Annotated in this window: 15 protein-coding genes; 6 read left to right on the top strand and 9 right to left on the bottom strand. The window is 41.5% G+C overall.

Going from position 1 to position 17,661, the window contains the following annotated elements:
• Positions 1–48 precede the first annotated feature (48 nt).
• From J0654_RS16240 to J0654_RS16250, 3 genes are all read left to right on the top strand, one after another.
• Positions 49–1,644 carry a M1 family metallopeptidase gene (locus J0654_RS16240; RefSeq protein ID WP_207030169.1) on the top strand — a complete coding sequence of 532 codons (1,596 nt, stop codon included), beginning with the start codon at positions 49–51 and terminating at the stop codon, positions 1,642–1,644.
• A gap of 215 nt (positions 1,645–1,859) precedes the next feature.
• Positions 1,860–2,699, top strand: coding sequence for a DUF5694 domain-containing protein (locus J0654_RS16245; RefSeq protein ID WP_207030170.1), 840 nt, complete (start codon positions 1,860–1,862; stop codon positions 2,697–2,699).
• Positions 2,700–2,812: 113 nt separating this feature from the next.
• A complete protein-coding gene (locus J0654_RS16250) occupies positions 2,813–5,002 on the top strand; it encodes a DUF5916 domain-containing protein (RefSeq protein ID WP_207030171.1) in 2,190 nt (729 codons plus the stop codon).
• A 103-nt stretch (positions 5,003–5,105) separates the two neighbouring features.
• Here the strand turns inward: J0654_RS16250 and J0654_RS16255 are convergent, their stop codons facing one another.
• From J0654_RS16255 to mvaD, 4 genes are all read right to left on the bottom strand, one after another.
• Positions 5,106–5,948 (bottom strand): pseudouridine synthase, encoded by an 843-nt coding sequence (locus J0654_RS16255; protein WP_207030172.1) that lies wholly within the window; start codon positions 5,946–5,948, stop codon positions 5,106–5,108.
• Between the two features lie 61 nt (positions 5,949–6,009).
• Positions 6,010–6,915: a geranylgeranylglycerol-phosphate geranylgeranyltransferase gene (locus J0654_RS16260; protein WP_207030173.1), complete on the bottom strand. Its 906-nt coding sequence runs from the start codon at positions 6,913–6,915 to the stop codon at positions 6,010–6,012.
• A 10-nt stretch (positions 6,916–6,925) separates the two neighbouring features.
• Positions 6,926–7,864, bottom strand: a complete 939-nt coding sequence (locus J0654_RS16265; RefSeq protein ID WP_207030174.1) for a mevalonate kinase family protein — start codon at positions 7,862–7,864, stop codon at positions 6,926–6,928.
• Between the two features lie 141 nt (positions 7,865–8,005).
• Entirely contained in the window at positions 8,006–9,091 is a 1,086-nt protein-coding gene (mvaD, locus tag J0654_RS16270; RefSeq protein ID WP_207030175.1) for a diphosphomevalonate decarboxylase, read from the bottom strand.
• A gap of 93 nt (positions 9,092–9,184) precedes the next feature.
• Here mvaD and J0654_RS16275 point away from each other — a divergent pair, with 93 nt between their 5' ends.
• Complete coding sequence (locus J0654_RS16275; protein WP_207030176.1) at positions 9,185–9,661, top strand: TspO/MBR family protein; 477 nt, start codon at positions 9,185–9,187, stop codon at positions 9,659–9,661.
• Here J0654_RS16275 and J0654_RS16280 read toward each other — a convergent pair.
• A complete protein-coding gene (locus J0654_RS16280) occupies positions 9,658–10,197 on the bottom strand; it encodes a DUF1697 domain-containing protein (protein ID WP_237686031.1) in 540 nt (179 codons plus the stop codon). The genes J0654_RS16275 and J0654_RS16280 overlap by 4 nt on opposite strands.
• A 60-nt stretch (positions 10,198–10,257) precedes the next feature.
• Between J0654_RS16280 and glpK the strand changes: the two genes are divergently transcribed.
• Positions 10,258–11,754, top strand: a complete 1,497-nt coding sequence (glpK, locus tag J0654_RS16285) for a glycerol kinase GlpK (RefSeq protein WP_207030178.1) — start codon at positions 10,258–10,260, stop codon at positions 11,752–11,754.
• Positions 11,755–11,789: 35 nt separating this feature from the next.
• Complete coding sequence (locus J0654_RS16290) at positions 11,790–12,518, top strand: MIP/aquaporin family protein (RefSeq protein ID WP_207030179.1); 729 nt, start codon at positions 11,790–11,792, stop codon at positions 12,516–12,518.
• A gap of 3 nt (positions 12,519–12,521) precedes the next feature.
• Here the strand turns inward: J0654_RS16290 and J0654_RS16295 are convergent, their stop codons facing one another.
• From J0654_RS16295 to J0654_RS16310, 4 genes are all read right to left on the bottom strand, one after another.
• Positions 12,522–13,787 carry a BaiN/RdsA family NAD(P)/FAD-dependent oxidoreductase gene (locus tag J0654_RS16295; protein ID WP_207030180.1) on the bottom strand — a complete coding sequence of 422 codons (1,266 nt, stop codon included), beginning with the start codon at positions 13,785–13,787 and terminating at the stop codon, positions 12,522–12,524.
• Complete coding sequence (locus J0654_RS16300; protein ID WP_207030181.1) at positions 13,787–14,482, bottom strand: glycerophosphodiester phosphodiesterase; 696 nt, start codon at positions 14,480–14,482, stop codon at positions 13,787–13,789. Before J0654_RS16300 ends, J0654_RS16295 begins: the two co-directional genes overlap by 1 nt.
• A 115-nt stretch (positions 14,483–14,597) precedes the next feature.
• The gene (locus tag J0654_RS16305) at positions 14,598–16,469 is read right to left on the bottom strand and encodes an alpha-amylase family glycosyl hydrolase (protein WP_207030182.1); all 1,872 of its coding nucleotides are present in this window, start codon (positions 16,467–16,469) and stop codon (positions 14,598–14,600) included.
• Positions 16,470–16,493: 24 nt separating this feature from the next.
• Entirely contained in the window at positions 16,494–17,513 is a 1,020-nt protein-coding gene (locus J0654_RS16310) for a LacI family DNA-binding transcriptional regulator (protein WP_207030183.1), read from the bottom strand.
• Positions 17,514–17,661 lie beyond the last annotated feature (148 nt).

Raw genomic sequence — 17,661 nt, forward strand, 5'->3', positions numbered from 1 at the left:
TGGATAAATTGGGTTGAAATTTAAGCCCCCGGCTTTCAACTTGATTTTATGTCCAAAAAATTTATACTCAACTTAGCTCTTTTTTTAGGGTTATTCCATTTTTCCGTAGCACAGGATGTTTATGCCAAAAATGAATCGGTAGATGTCCAAAACTATGTTTTTGGCCTTCATTTAAATGATGCATCGAACGAAATAAAAGGGGAAACCCAGATAACGGTTAAGTTTAAGGATGGAGCGGTTCCTTTTTCTCTGGACCTCATCCAAAAATCCGGTGAGTTTGGTATGGAAATCACCAAGGTGACAGAAAACGATTCCCAGGCCAACTATACTTACGCCGACGACAAGATTAACATTGTTCCGAAGAATTCCAACGATTCCATACAAACCTTTACCATTACATACCAAGGGGTTCCCGAAAGAGGCTTGGTCATAGCATCCACCAAATTTGGCAAGCGCTCCTTTTTTGGCGATAATTGGCCCAACTTGGCCAGGCATTGGCTTCCCTCAGTAGACCATCCGTACGATAAGGCTAGTGTGGAATTCCAGATTACCGCTCCAGACCATTACGATGTAGTGGCAACGGGTGAAAAAGTGGAGGAAAGCAATTTGGAAAACGGCTATAAGCTCACCATTTATAACGAACCTGCCCCCGTAGCCACCAAAGTGATGACCATTGGTGTCACCGAATTTGCTTCGCGATTGGTGGACAATGTGGATGGTATCGAAGTATCGGCATGGGTGTATCCACAAAACCGTTTGGAAGGTTTTGGTGATTACGAGGTTGCCGGAAACGTGCTCGAATATTTTATTGATCACATTGGCCCCTATTCCTACGCCAAATTGGCCAATATGCAGGCCAAGACCCAATGGGGCGGACTTGAAAATGCTGGGACCATAGCCTATTTTGAAAATTCGGTCACCGGAAACAAAACAGTTGAACCCTTAATCGCCCACGAAATTGCTCACCAATGGTTCGGTAATTCAGCCACAGAGAAAAGCTGGAACCATGTTTGGCTCAGCGAAGGTTTTGCCACTTATTTTTCCATTCTTTATCTCGAGAACGTATATGGCGACGAGCGTAGAAAAAAAGAACTGGCGATAGATAAAAAAGAGATTTTTGATTATTACCGAAAAAATCCTGCTCCCATCGTTGACCTCAGCATAAAAGACCCTATGAAGGTATTGAGCACCAACACCTACCAAAAAGGAGGTTGGGTATTGAACATGCTACGACATAAACTGGGCGATGGTGCATTCTGGGAAGGTATTCGGGCATACTACAACAAATACAGAAATAGCAATGTATTGACAGACGATTTTCGAGATGTGATGGAAAAAGTATCGGGCAAGGATTTAGAGTCTTTTTTTGAGCAATGGCTTTTTATAAAGGGCCATCCGCAAATCAAATGGAATTGGGGTTACAGTAACGGAAAAGTAAATCTAAGCATACAGCAATTGCGGGACCATCATGTATTCCGGTTTCCTTTGGAAATAGGTTTGGTGAAAGATGGCAAACTCACCATCCAAACCATAGAAATAAACCAACGCAACCAAAATATCCAAATGGAAAGCGAAGACCAACCTGATTCCATTGTATTGGACCCCAATGAATGGACCTTGTTCGAGGTTATGGGAAAATTGTAAAATCCGTCAATTCGTATGTGGTATTGGTCAATTTCCAATGGTACTTTGAATAAAAAATAATAAGTTAAATTGTCGGTGGATATAATAAATCGTTAATGGGAATCATATCCTTTACGATAAGTGCAGCCAACTAAAACTTTACGTATAGGCAAGGTTATTTCATTTACACTGTAACAATACGCGCGCTCCATCATCCTTAAAAGAAAACCAAAACCATGCGCCTGTTTTCTGTTCTTTTCGTTTTAGTATCCACTTTTTCCTTTGGTCAAACCCAATTAAAACCTCCTTCCGAATTTTATCCTGGCCAAAAAACCAAGGTTCTGGTCGTGGGTACTTTTCATTTCAATTTCCCAGGATTGGACCAGTTAAAATCGGCCGATGAAAACAAAATTGATGTGCTCAAAGAACCCAAAAAGTCAGAGCTAGAGGAGCTGGTGGCCCACATCAAAAGATTTAAGCCTACCAAAATTGCGATTGAGGCCCGACCGCAGTGGAAAACCATGCAAAAGTATGAAGCGTACAAAAACGGGGCGTACCGAGACAATCGTGATGAGCGTTTCCAATTGGGTATGCGCATCGCTTCCGATCTGGGATTGGATTCCATTTACGGTATAGACACTTGGGCATTAAGTGATTCTCTTTATGAGAAAGACTCCGTTTTTCTAAAATCATTGGTTGGTGAGGTGAACTGGAACACCGAAGACCCCTATTGGAAATATGCCGAAGCCTATTTTGAGCATAGGGATAAAATGATGAAACCTGTTCATTTATTGGACTATTTGAAATCCATGAATTCCCGCGAAGCGCACAATGCAAACTTTGGACTTTACCTGACAGGTGCTTTTGCCACCGGCGGCCTTCAAGGTGCGGATAATTTATCCATTTGGTGGTACAACCGTAATGCTCGCATATTTTCCAAACTGGTTCAGATTACCGAAAGTCCCGAAGAGCGTATTTTGGTAATTTTTGGCAATGGGCACGCTGCTATTTTACGCCAATTACTGGAGGCTTCACCGCAATACGAGTTTGTGGAGTTCAGCAGTTTGGAGGATTAAACCAAACCACTATAAACCCAAAAATTTAAGTCTGGTCGTTTAGTAGTGGTAGCCCTCATGTTTTATTGTTAAAAATGAAAGTAAATTATTACTTTTGCAGCACTAAACAAACAATGAACAACCGAGCCTTTTTATCCCCCGTTTTCATGGCACTTGCCATGTTCTTTTGCGTGTTCTCACATGCCCAAAAGAAAAATGCCGATTACAAAATACATTTGTTCAAAACCAACGAAACCTTCACCATTGATGGTGTCGGTGACGAGGATACTTGGCAAAAAGCAGAAGCTGCCAACGATTTCTTTATGGTATTGCCCATGGACGACCGTAAAGCCACACAACCCTCTGAAGTAAAGATGGCCTATGACGACAAGCAACTATATCTTTTGGCCACTTTTTACAAAACTCCGGGCAATACCTACGTGGTGGAATCACTGCGCAGGGACTTCTCCTTTGGAGGAAACGATAATTTTTTATTGTTCATGGACCCCTTCAACAACCAGACCACAGGATTTAGTTTTGGTGCAAACGCTTATGGCGCACAATGGGATGGTACCATGTTCAATGGAGGCCGCGTAGATCTTAACTGGGACAGTAAATGGGTCTCGGAAGTACAGAATTACGAGGATAAATGGGTAGTGGAAATGGCCATTCCCTTTAAATCCATCCGATACGAAAAAGATGTAACCGAATGGGGCGTCAATTTTTCAAGATTGGATTTGAGCACCAACGAAAAATCAAGCTGGACGCCAATTCCAAGACAGTTTCCCACAGCCTCTTTGGCCTACACAGGTACTATGGTCTGGGACAATCCGCCCCCAAAACAGGGACTCAATTATTCCATTATTCCCTATGTATTGGGAACCGTGGGCAATTCGAGCATTGAAGATATTACATATGATGATGAGTTTAAGGTAGGGGGCGATATAAAACTCGGTCTAACCTCCTCATTGAACTTGGACCTCACCATCAACCCTGATTTTTCGCAAGTTGAAGCAGACCGCCAAGTGGCAAATTTGACCCGTTTTGAGCTCTTTTTTCCAGAAAGACGGCAATTTTTCCTTGAAAATGCAGATTTATTCGCCAGTTTTGGCTACGATGCCATTCGCCCGTTTTTTTCACGTAGAATTGGTTTGGGCGTACCTATTATTGCTGGTGCCAGGGTAAGTGGCAACCTAAACAGGAACCTACGTTTGGGTTTGATGGATATGCAGACCGACAACGTGGACGAAACAGGGCTGCCCAGTCAGAACTTCGCAGTGCTTTCTTTGCAGCAAAAGGTTTTCTCGCGCTCTAATATTGGATTAATGTTCGTGAACAAGGAGTCCTTGGACTATAATGCATTGGCCGATAGCCTAAAAACGGAATACACCCAGTTCAACAGAAATCTTGGTCTGGAATATAACTTGGCCTCTGCCGACAATAAATACAACGGAAAGGTTTTTATGCTGAAATCGTTCGGACCGGATTCCTCGTACAACGGCTTTGCGCAAGGTGCACATTTAGCCTACAGTAGCCGAAAGTGGAACTGGCGGGTTCAGCAGGAATACATTTCGGAAAATTTTACTTCCGAAGTGGGTTTTGTGCCCCGGAACAACTATATCAAACTGCAAGGTTCTATTGGGCATCTTTTTTTGCCAGCTAGTGAAAAGGTGGTGAGTCACGGGCCCCAATACACAGGTTTTTACTACTTCGACCCTAGCATGAACTCCACTGATTATGTATCCATTTTAGGATATGCCGTAAACTTTATGGACCGCAGTTCTCTGGGTGTTGATGTTTTTAACGAATATGTACAGCTATTGGCTCCGTTCGATCCTACCAACACAGGAAAAGAGGAATTGGAGGCAGGTACGCGCCACCACTGGAATGGGGTTTATTTACAATACAGCTCGCGCCCCAAAAGTTTATTTACCTATAATTTGACCTCAAGACTGGGGCGATATTTTTCTGGAGGATACCGCACCAATATCAATGCACAATTGGGATATCGCTTTCAGCCCTACGTGAGTTTGGGAGCCACTCTCAGTTACAATAATCTGGACTTACCGCAACCATGGTACACCACCGATTTTTGGCTCGTTGGTACCGAGGCGGATATTACCTTTACCAATAAATTGTTTTGGAACACGCTTTTTCAATACAACGAACAGAGCAATAACTTTGGCATCAATTCCCGATTGCAATGGCGTTACGCACCTGCTTCCGACCTGTTTTTGGTGTTTAACAACAACGAGCAATTATCCCCGCTCGAAGGCAATTTATGGTCGTTGACGCTTAAGTTTACGTATTGGTTCAACAAGTAATCGGAATCTGTCAATCCAAAGTATAGGCAAGTCAAGCAGCACCAGGTTTTTTGCTTAAAACCAGGTAACTTCCCTTATCTCGTTTGCAAATACCTAAAAAGGATTACTTAATCATCTTTAAATTGATGACCTCCTGCTCCGTCAAGTGCCTCCAATGTCCACGTGGTAGATCTTTTTTGGTCAATCCTGCAAAGATTACGCGATCCAATTTAGTGACATTGTATCCCAAGTGTTCAAAAATACGGCGTACAATGCGGTTTCTTCCACTATGGATTTCAACGCCTACCTCTCGTTTGGGTGCACCTTGGATATAACTAATGCTGTCCACTGAAATAGGGCCATCTTCCAATTCGAGACCCTCTTCGATTTTGTGCAAATCACCTAGGCTTAAATTATTGTCCAAATGCACATGGTAAATCTTGCGCACATTGTGCTTGGGATGCGTAAGTTTTTTGGTAAGGTCACCATCGTTGGTGAAAAGCAGCAATCCGGTAGTATTTCTATCCAAACGGCCCACGGGCAACAATCTGTTGTTCGAGGCACTGGATATCAGTTCCATTACAGTACGACGACCCTTTTCATCACTCGTGGTCGTGATAAAGTTCTTGGGTTTGTTGAGCAAAATGTATTCTTTCTTTTCCAAGTTGAGCCGTTTTCCATCAAAACGGACATCATCGGAACGTTTAACCTTATATCCCATTTCGGTAATTGTTTTACCGTTAACGGTAACATTGCCTGCAGCGATATAAGTGTCGGCTTCCCTTCGGGAACAAATGCCCGCATTGGCAATGTAACGGTTCAATCGAATTTCATCGGGATTGGATTTTTTCTGCGGTGTGTTCTGCTTGGGCCTTGAAGAAAAATTTTTGTTGAACGGCTTTTTTCTATCACCGCCCTTGAAGTTTTTAGAAGGCTTTTTGCCCCTGCTATTGTCTGATTTCGCCATCAGTCACTTTTTTTTGCAAATGTAGTCTTTTTAAGTTCCAAAAAACCTAAAGAACAAAGAATTACAAAATTCGGTTCAACACCACATCCACATCAATCAAAAGAATACTAAAAACCCCGGCAACGATGATAAATTTAATGATGTTGTGCAGCCAAACGTAGTGCTTTTTGGTATCTGCTTTCCACAATAAAACCAAGAAAAAAATCAAGAGCGCAATACATGCTATAAAATACAGGTGCATATAGCCCACATCGAAAGTCCTGATAAGCAAAAGGGCGGGAATCAATGTCAATGCAATCAATAAGGTAATCATGGATTTTGATACGTTGGGACCGTAAATAATAGGAATGGTTTTATAGTCCTGGGCCATATCCCCAGGCATACTCTCCAAATCTTTGATCATTTCTCGGGCCAAAATCAATAAGAACAAGAAAAGGGCATGGACGAAAATTACGGTCTGGAAATTTTTATAGTAGACAAAAACTACAAAAAAAGGGGAAATGGCCAAAGTGGAGGACACCAAGTTACCCAAGAATGGGATTCGCTTAAGCTTATGGGAGTATATCCATATTCCAAATATATAGGCAGAAAAAAACAGCACCGCCCTAAAAGAAATATAGCTGGCGGCAAACACAGCTAAAAAGTTGAGTATAAAATAGGTGGTAAGCTTAAATCGTTGGCTCACCAAACGATCCAACATACTCTTGGTGGGTTTGTTGATCAGGTCTTTTTCAGCGTCATAAAAATTATTGATGATATAACCACTCGCAATAGTCAGTGCCGAGGCTGTAACAATAAGAAAAAGATTTAGGTCCAAAACCACATCCCTTAAAGGAGTATTGGGTGCCAAAATGTAAATGGAGGCCAGATATTGCGCCAAGGTGATTACAAGGATATTGTAACCCCGAACCACGGAAAACAGACTCAACAGCTTAAAAAGCAAGAGTTTGTTTTTTCTACTAAGCATGGGATTGCTTTTAGAAGTTGTACACTACTTCCAAAGTATGGCCTTCAAGTGCTTTTTTGGCCTTTTCCAAATCTTGGGTAAAGCCTAAAATATATCCTCCTCCACCTGAACCACAAAGTTTAAGGTAATAATCGTTGGTCTCGATTCCTTTTTGCCAAAGTTGATGGAATTTGGATGGAATCATAGGTTTGAAGTGATCGAAAACTACATGGGAAAGTTGCTTCAAATTTCCAAACAACGATTTTACATTGCCGTTAAGAAAGTCCTCAACACATGCATCTGTATGTTTAATAAACTGGTCCTTGATCATATTTCGGAAACCTTCCTGCTTCATGTTCTCCATAAAGAGTTGTACCATTGGTGCCGTTTCGCCTGTCATTCCACTGTCCAATAAGAAAACGGCTCCTTTTCCTTCGGTGTTTTGGGATGGAATACTAGTGGACTCTATGTTATCTTTGGAGTTGATAAGGATCGGCAAGCTCAAATAACTGTTCAACGGATCCAATCCAGATGATTTTCCGTGAAAAAAAGATTCCATTTTCCCGAAAATTTTCTTCAACTGAAGCAATTTTTCTCGGGTCAAGTTTTCCAAAACAGTGATTTTGTCCGTAGCATAACGGTCGTAAATAGCAGCGACCAATGCACCACTACTCCCAATTCCATAACCTTGGGGAATGGAACTGTCGAAGTACATACCATTGTCTACATCTTTTTCCAAAGCTTCTATATCAAAAGAAACCAAACCTTCTTCCTTAATTTCCAGCACTTTAAGGTACTCAGCATAGGCCTTAAGACTTTTATTGGATTCTTGCGCCATTTTGGAATCGTTCTTCTCCCGCTTCAGCGCTCCTTTAAAAAAATTATAGGGTATTGATAGTCCTTTGGAGTCTTTGATAATGCCGTACTCCCCGAACAATAAAATCTTGGAATAAAATAATGGACCTTTCATATAACACTACTAAGATACAAACAAATTTTGTTTAATCTTTTATAAAATTAGATAAACAAATAAATTTTATCCTGAAAAACCTGTTTTCTTTGGTCTAAAATCATGGCAAATAACGTAAAAAAACAGCTTAGCTGTTCATTTTTAGTTGTTTATTTTAGTTGCTCCCTGTCCTACCCGGTCATTAATGTAATGCCCATTTTCGCAATGTATGGCCAATTCATCTTTGATAAAATCCTGCACTTTTTCCTTTTCGGATGCTGGATAAAGCAAATGCACATTGGCACCGGCATCCAACGTAAAGCATATTGGCGTTTTAGTTTCTTCGCGGTATTGCCAAATTTTATTTATGATTTCCAAGGTGTCGGGTTTCATCAACATAAAATAGGGCATGCTGGTCATCATCATGGCGTGCAAAGTAAGTGCCTCACTTTCAACCAACTTGATGAACGCTTCCAAATCGCCATTTTCCAATATGGTTTTTAGCTTGTCCAAATTGGAGAATGCCTGTTCAAATCGGTTTTCGGCATAAGGGTGACCGTGCATTAATTGGTGGCCTACCGTGCTGCTCACTTGTTTTTGTCCTTTATGTACTAAAAGAATGGTGTCGCAATAGCTCTTAAAAACGGGATTCACCTCGAACGGATATGCAATGCCGTACAAATCGGAACTCTCGGGTATGTTGGCGTGTTCTCCCCATTGGACTAAATTGCCCTTTATGCTGCGGCAAGCACTTCCAGAACCCAAGCGGGCCAAAAATGATGCCTTTGCATGGAAAACTTCTTCTTCCATTGTGGGGTTCAATTGTCTTTCAATATCCATTAAACACAACGATAGCGCCGCCATTCCACTTGCCGATGAAGCAATACCGCTGCTGTGCGGAAAGGAATTTGAGGTTTCAATGGCAAAATGATACTCCTTCAAAAAGGGAAGATACGTCTCAATCCGCTCCAAAAATGTCCGTATCTTAGGTTTAAAACCTTCCTTTGACCTTCCCTCAAAAAACAAATCAAAAGAAAAATCATCCTTACTGTCCTTTTTCTCAAAAGAAACGGAAGTGGTTGTCGCGCAAGCATCCAGTGTAAAACTTATGGATGGGTTGGCTGGAATCTGAACGGGGCGTTTTCCCCAGTATTTCACAAGTGCAATATTGCTGGGTGCCTTCCAAGTGACTTTACCTTTTTCGGGCAAATTCTGATAGTCACCAGTCAAAAAATCATTTTCCGTCATTGAGCGTGGAAGTTTGAACAAATATAAGCAGCGACAAACTTACTGGAAATCGGATTCAAATAAATTCTTATTTTAGTCAAAGTTGCGCCAACCATGAAAAAAAGAATAGTTTACATAACCATAAGTGTTTTGGTCTGCCTTGCTATTGGTTTTCTTGCCAGTATTGCGACCCAGAGTTCCGTCAATGATTGGTATGTTACCTTGAACAAGCCATCGTTTACCCCTCCGAATTATCTTTTTGCCCCCGTGTGGACGGCATTGTACATTATGATGGGAATTGCAGCGGGCATTGTTTGGTCCAAGGGTTATCACCATATTTGGGTAAAAACGGCATTGTACCATTTTGTGTTCCAGTTGTTGCTCAATGCCTTATGGAGCATAGTTTTCTTTGGGCTTAAAAATCCACTGGGCGGAATGATCGTGATCCTCGCCTTGTTGACCATGATCATACTCACCATAAAATGGTTTAAGGTCATAAGCAAACCCGCTGCACTTTTAATGATTCCTTATGTGCTATGGGTGGCCTTTGCCTCTGCCCTCAATTACAAAATTTGGGAACTCAACGGTTAAGTAGATGTCATTTCCAATAATTTCAGCATCGTTTTATGATTTCGGGTCGTAGCTTCTACTTTTAGCTTTTTTTCAACAAAATTGTTATTGAGCTTTGCCCTACCATAGCCATTTTCACAAAAGAGGTATACGCAAGTATCGGTAACCAGAAACCTTTCATTTTCAAACTGAAGCTCATTGAACTGTGCTATCAACTCCTCCCTAGGAGGGTTTTTAAGCAAAACATAATACAAATTATTTTCTTCAGACTCTTCTAAAAAAGGGTTGACTTTTAGGGTTTGTTCAACATCATCTTTCTGAATAATCAAGGTGGGTACATCAAAGCCAAAATGTGCACGGATGGTGGATGCGATAATTTCCTCAAGTTTATTCGCATCTACCTGTTTATGGTCAAAAACAATATTTCCACTTTGGATATAGGTTTTCACGTTTTTTAGACCGTTTTCTTCCAAAACCAGCCTCAAATCGGCCATTTTTATCTTTTTTTGACCACTTACATTGATTCCTCGTAGCAAACCTATATATGTATTCCCCATAAAGATGGATTTCAAACCCAAATTAATTTTAGTAAATTCAAACGCACTTAAATTAACAAAATGAATCAATATATCCTTGCCTTGGACCAAGGTACGACCAGTTCCCGTGCCGTGGTCTTTGATCAAAAGGGAACCATTATCTCCGTAGCACAAAAAGAATTCACGCAAATATTCCCCAAACCAGGCTGGGTGGAACATGACCCTGATGAAATCTGGTCGACCCAAGCAGGAATGGCCGCAGAAGCTGTGAGCAAAAAAGGGCTGAAGGCATCTCAAATGGCTGCCATTGGCATTACCAATCAGAGGGAAACGGTTGTAGTTTGGGACAGAAACACAAGTGAACCTATTTACAACGCCATTGTTTGGCAAGACAAACGTACCTCTGATTATTGCGATGAATTAAAAAAAGAAGGCAAATCCGCTATGATCAGGGAAAAAACAGGATTGGTCATAGATTCTTATTTCTCGGGCACCAAGGTAAAATGGATTTTGGACAATGTGGAGGGTGCAAGACAGAAAGCGGAAGCAGGTGATTTGGTTATGGGAACCATTGATTCTTGGCTTATTTGGAAAATGACGGATGGAGGGCTTCACATCACAGATGTGACCAATGCCTGCCGTTCCATGCTGTTCAACATCAATACCATGGATTGGGATAATGAGCTTTTGGAATTGTTGACGATTCCCAAAAGCATGCTTCCCGAAGTAAAGCAGTCCAGTGAAGTTTATGGCCATACCACGCCCAATTTATTTGCCACTCCCATACCGATTGCAGGAATCGCGGGGGATCAACAAGCTGCCTTGTTCGGGCAAATGTGCACAAAAAAAGGAATGGTTAAAAATACATACGGTACAGGTTGTTTTATGTTGATGAACATAGGAGAAAAACCGATTGTTTCCGACAACAACCTGCTTACCACTGTGGCTTGGAAAATCAATGGAAAAACGCAATATGCCCTTGAGGGAAGCATTTTTATCGCAGGTGCCGTGGTGCAATGGTTACGGGATAGCTTAAACATCATAAAAACCTCGGCTGAGGTAGAAAAACTTGCGAGTTCGGTGGACAGTACAGAAGGTGTTGTTTTTGTTCCAGCATTTGCAGGGTTGGGCGCTCCCCATTGGAACCAAAAGGCACAAGGAACCATATTTGGGCTTACTCGAGGCAGCACCGATGCCCACATTGCCCGTGCCGCTTTGGAGTCCATTGCCTACCAGACCATGGATATCCTTAAAGCAATGGAAGCAGATTCCGGTATTTCCATAAAAGAACTACGTGTTGATGGCGGTGCCACAGTAAACGATATGCTAATGCAATTCCAAGCCGATGTATTGAACACCGTTACCGTACGACCAAAGATTGTGGAAACCACCGTAATGGGAGCCGCATATTTGGCTGGCTTGGCCGTTGGCTATTGGAAAAGTCAAGAAGAAATTCAGGATATTTGGCAAACGGATGTACATTTTAAACCTACAGAAGAGCGTACCGCCATTGATCAAGGCATCAAGAGTTGGTACAAAGCCATAAAAGCGTTGGAATTCTGGACAGAGAACCCTTAATTTTCAAATAACATAAACACTAACATTTCCTTTATATGACTCCTTTTGTATCTGAAATTGTAGGTACTTTTTTGCTGATGGTACTCGGATGTGGCGTAAATGCCAACGTATCCCTACAAAAAACCTACGGTAACAGCTCTGGCTGGATAGTAATCACTACGGGTTGGGCTTTTGCTGTTTATACCGGTGTTGTGGTTGCCGGACCCCATAGTGGGGCACATATCAATCCCGCAGTAAGCATTGGATTGGCCGTAGCAGGTGAATTTCCTTGGAGCGAGGTGCCAACCTATATCCTGGCCCAATTTATCGGAGCTATGTTCGCAGCTTTTTGTGTGTGGCTGGTCAATAAAGATCATTTTAATGCGACTGAAGACGGAGGTACCAAACGAGGTGTTTTTTGTACGGCCCCTGCAATTCCGAACATCTTTACCAATCTCTTCTCCGAGGTTTTGGGAACGTTTGTTCTGGTGTTTTCCGTGCTTTACTTTACGGATGCTGTCCTATCCACCGAAGATGCCATTATTGGATTGGGCTCTTTGGGTGCTTTGCCGGTTTCACTTATAGTTTGGGGCATAGGTCTGTCCTTGGGCGGAACAACGGGCTACGCTATTAACCCTGCCAGGGATTTGGGACCACGAATCGTTCATGCCCTATTACCTTTAAAAAACAAAGGCTCCAATGGTTGGGGGTATGCCTGGATACCTGTAGTTGGGCCTATATTAGGGGCCTCGATAGCAGCATGGATCGCTTTGGCTCTACAATAATTTTTATGAGGCAATGGCCTGGGCAGCAATATATGCCCCTGTCCATGCATTTTGAAAGTTGAATCCTCCCGTGATGGCATCCACATTGATGATTTCACCAGCAAAATAAAGATTCGGATGCAATTTGCTCTCGAAGGTCTTAAAGTTGATTTCTTTTAAGTCTACGCCCCCAGCAGTAACGAACTCTTCTTTGAAGGTGCTCTTGCCTTCCACCTTAAATGATGAAGCCGTCAATTGTTCGGCCAATGCTTGTAGTTGTCCTTTGTTAATATCCCCCCATCTTTCATCGGGCGCTATATTTGCAGCTTCCACCAAACGCTTCCACAAGCGTTTGGGAAGTTCTGTTACATTGGTGCGCACAACGGTTTTCTTGGCTTCCAATTCTTTAACCTTCTTGAGATAGGCCTCCATTGATCCAGTGCTATAATCTGGCAACCAGTTCACTTTTATTCTAAACGAATAATTGAAATCGTGAAGCATATTCGCTCCCCAAGCGGACAACTTTAAAATAGCTGGGCCGCTCAAGCCCCAATGGGTTATCAAAAGTGGACCATCTGAATAAAGAACTGCCTCATCTTTTAATTTACTCTTAAGGTTCAGGCTTTTTTTATCGATATGGAATGTTTTTTTTGGCATAACCTCTACAGTAGCATATGTACTTATTCCTTGGATGCCCTGAATTCTTTTGTCATTGATATTGAAAGTAAACAGGGAGGGCACGGGCGGTACAATTTGATGTCCAAGGGTTTCCAGTTGTTTCCAGATTTTGGGATTGCTGCCTGTGGCCAATAATAGCTTTTTAGTCTGGTAGTGTTTGTTCATAGTGGTGACTTGCCAGCCCTCATTTAACTTCTTGATGGCCTTTACGGAGCTATTTTTCAGTACTTGAACCCCTAATCGGTCAGCTTCGCCAACCAAACAATCTATTATGCTTTGTGAAGAATCACTTTTTGGGAACACTCGGCCATCTTCTTCAATTTTAAGGGGTACGCCCCGTTCTTCAAAAAAGGCCATGACATCGGTGGGTGCATATTTATGGAAGGGACCCAGCAACTCCTTTTCACCTCTTGGATAGTTTGTGGCCAAGGTCCTGGGTAAAAACTCGCCATGCGTAACATTGCATCGTCCTCCTCCAGACACCTTTACTTTGGAAAGAACGGTTTTGCCCCGTTCAAAAATAGCCACCTTCATATCGGGTGAAAGCTCTCCTATCTGAATGGCTGCATAAAATCCTGCTGCACCACCTCCAACTATTATGACGTCGAACATTATTTCACACGTTCCGGATAATTGGTGATAATACCATCGACCCCAAACTCAATCATTTTTTGAATGTCTTCGGGTTCGTTTACCGTCCATGTGTATACTTTGAATCCTTCTTTTTGGATTTTTACAGTGTTTTCTTTGGTAAGTGTTTTATAATCGGGGTTTATGGCAACAGCATTGAGTTCCTTGGCTATAGGTAATGCTTCCAATGGGTCATCGGAGGTCAGCACTGCTATCTTGATATTCTGGTTATATTCCCTCATTTTTTTTAGCTCGTCCCATTTAAAACTGGAGATTACAAAGTTTTCTGGGCTCCAACCTCGGCTTTCGATGTAATATGTTATGATGTGGTTGACCTTGTCCGCCGTTCCAGCTCCTTTTAGCTCAATGTTTAAAGCGACTTGATTATTTACGCGTTTGAGCACACTCTGCAAAACAGGTATTTTATGCCCTCCATCCAACGTAAGTTGCCCAATTTGTGCAATATTGTATTCTTCAATATTACCACCAGAATTGGAGAGTCTATCTACCGTTTCATCGTGAAAAACAACGATTTCCCCGCTATCTATTTTGAACACATCGATTTCAATCATATCCACCCCAAGCTCCATGGCTTTCTCTATGGAAGCCAAAGTATTCTCAGTCTCGTGACCCATGGCACCGCGGTGCCCTATTACCAATGGTTTTGATTTAGTCATTTCGCAACTAGTTAAAAGTAGAACGGCTCCAAGAGCTATGAGTAAGTTTTTATTCATTTTGGATTGGTTTTGAACATTAAAAATACAATTTGACATAGAAACAATTAAAATTAATTTACTCCTTAACGTTAAAAATATAGGATTGCAAAGGTTCCAACTCAACCTGTATCTGCCCTTGGCCATTGATAATGTTAAGTGTTTTTTGTACCTCCCCGTACAATGCTTCATCCAAATTGTATTCTCCATCAGACAATTGCCATTTGGAAACAACATCTTCAGGCACTTTTAGATTGAAGTTGTATTGGTTATGGACATCAAAATTTGAAACAACAATGAGCTTCTCATTTTCAGACCATCTCACAAATGATAACACTCTATGGTCATAACCTTCGGTATTATCCTTGTTATAAAAGTGAATCTCCTGGTATTCGCCCATGAGAGCTTCACTATTAATTGTGAAATTCAACAATCGTTTATAAAAATCTCGTAATTTTTTTTCTTCATCGGACAACTGCCCGCCATCAAATTCTTTGTTGTTGACCCACCTTTGGTGGTGTGGTACTCCGATGTAATCAAAAATGGAAGTTCTTGTTGGTTTTCCGAAGCCGGCTTCTTCTGCTCCGGGCTCACCAACTTCTTGTCCAAAATAAATCATGGTTGGCGAGGTGCTAATTGTAGCGGAAACAACCATGGCAGGTTTCCCTAATTGGGCATTCCCTACAAAATCAGGACTGGCAATACGCTGCTCGTCATGGTTTTCCAAAAAGTGCAGCATATGGTGTTCTATATCGGCCATTCCTTTTTGCACTACGGGAATGTGATCCGTCCAACCATACCCTTTCATAATATGTTTGATGCTATCGTAAAGTTCCACCTTATCGTATAGGTAGTCCATTTTTCCTTTATGAATATAGTCCCTGTATAAACTAGGATTATATACTTCGGCCAACAGGAAAGCATCGGGGTTTATCATTTTGATATTGGAGTTGAGATAGCTCCAAAACTCAACCGGCACCATTTCGGCCATGTCAAAACGGAAACCATCCACACCAAAACCCAACCAATATTCGGTGATATCCTTAAACTTGTGCCAAGAGTCAGGAAGCGTTTTATCTTTCCAAAACTCGTAGTGGTCCTTATAATTTTTTTGGAGGTATGCTTCGGGCAATTCGTCAAAGTCCTTTGTACCATCAGGGCGAATCCCATAATTGATTTTCACTGTTTCATACCAATCGTTAAAACGGGGTTGGGCCAATCGGGAGCCGTTGCCTGTCCATTTGGCGGGAATCTCTTCAAATTTCGAGTCGGCCAACCTATTTTCATCTCCTCCCAAGGGTAGGTATCCATCTTCCCACTTGGGCACTTGGAATGCTTCTCCGGGGATGTAATAAAAATTGTTGTTAACATCGTATTCCTTGGATGTATCGTCGGAAGCTCCGAAATCCTCCACACCCTCTGGATTTGTCTTTCCTTCATAATTTCTTGCCACATGGTTGGGAACAATATCTATAATTACCTTTAGACCTGCATTGTGGGTTCGTTGAATCAGTTGTTTAAATTCTTCCAGCCGTTTTGAAGGGTCTATCGCCAAATCGGGGTTTACATTATAGTAATCCTTGACCGCATAAGGTGAACCAGCTCTTCCCTTGACCACATCAGGGTCATCATTGGAGATACCATAAGCGGTATAATCATTTATAACAGCATGGTGCGGTACTCCTGTGTACCAAATATGGGTAACGCCCAAACCTTTTATTTCGGACAGTGCCTTATCTGAAAAGTCGGCAAATTTGCCCACACCATTTTCCTGGATGGTGCCCCATGGTTTGTTAGTAGTATTGGTGTTTCCAAATAGACGTGTGAATACCTGATAGACTACTTCTTTCTTTTTCATAGGTGGGGAATCGGACTTTTTATCGGGTTTATCTTTACAAGAAATCAGTGCAAAAATAGATAGGAATGAAATAAGACCATAAATTGTTCTCATGTCAAAATTGGTTAGTCGACTCAATCAATGGGCAATAGAGTCTCTGATGACCAAGGTGGGCTCTAATATTTTGGTTTGATAGGTTTCTTCCTCTGCTTCACTTTCCACCTTATCAATAAGCATTTTAGCAGAAACTTCGCCCATTTTTTCTCCATGTTGGGCCACTACAGTTAAACTGGGGTTGGCATATTTGGACAAAACACCATCCGTAAATCCAATAAATGAAATGTCTTCAGGAATTTTCAATCCTTTCTCTTGCACCAAACGCATGCTGTACACCGCAAATATTTCATTGACGCACAACACAGCATCTGGTTCGTTGGTATTTAAAAACGTTTTTATGGATCCTTCATCCATTTCCATAGAGGGCATCTTCAATATCATGGATTCATCAATGCCGAGACTACTTTCTTCCAGTGCCCTACGGTACCCTTTTGTTCGGGCCTTGCTAACACTTAAGTAATCATCGGTCGTGATCAGGGCTATCCTTTTCTTTCCTTGGTCGATGAATTTCTTTGTTGCCTCGTATGCGCCAAGTTCATCATCTATAATAACCTTGTCACATTCCACCTCATTGGTAATCCTGTCAAAAAGTACTACGGGAATCCCTTGATCGGTAACTTCTTTTAAATGGTTGTAATCAGCTTTCTGTTGTGTTTCTGAGGAAAGGGACATGATGAACCCATCGATACTTCCATTGGCCAACATTTCCATATTAATGACCTCTTTATCGAAAGATTCTTCGGATAGACAAACGATAACGTTATAACCACGGGCGTTTGCATATTTTTCAATGCCCCGTATTACTGTTGTAAAAAAATGATGGACTATATCTGGAATTACGACACCAATATTTTTAGTCCTCTTATTTTTAAGACTAATTGCAATATTGTTGGGTTTATAATTGTAAAGTTTGGCAAAAGCCTGCACCTTTTCTTTGGTATCCCGGCTAATTTCCTCACTGTTCTTTAGGGCTTTGGAAACTGTTGAAATGGATACCTCTAGTTCTCTGGCTATATCTTTTAATGTAATTTTTGCTTTCAATGATGATATTTTAGGGCACACTAATTCCGCTGTGGAAATTACTCAATAAAGATCCAAGGGTGCGCACAAATTACATTTTTTAACAAAACGGGTATGAAAATTTGAAAAACCTTCTTTCGGTTAAGAATGCATTTCAAAAAATAAAATC

It is taken from the genome of Flagellimonas profundi (genome assembly GCF_017313275.1).
Classification (GTDB): domain Bacteria; phylum Bacteroidota; class Bacteroidia; order Flavobacteriales; family Flavobacteriaceae; genus Flagellimonas; species Flagellimonas profundi.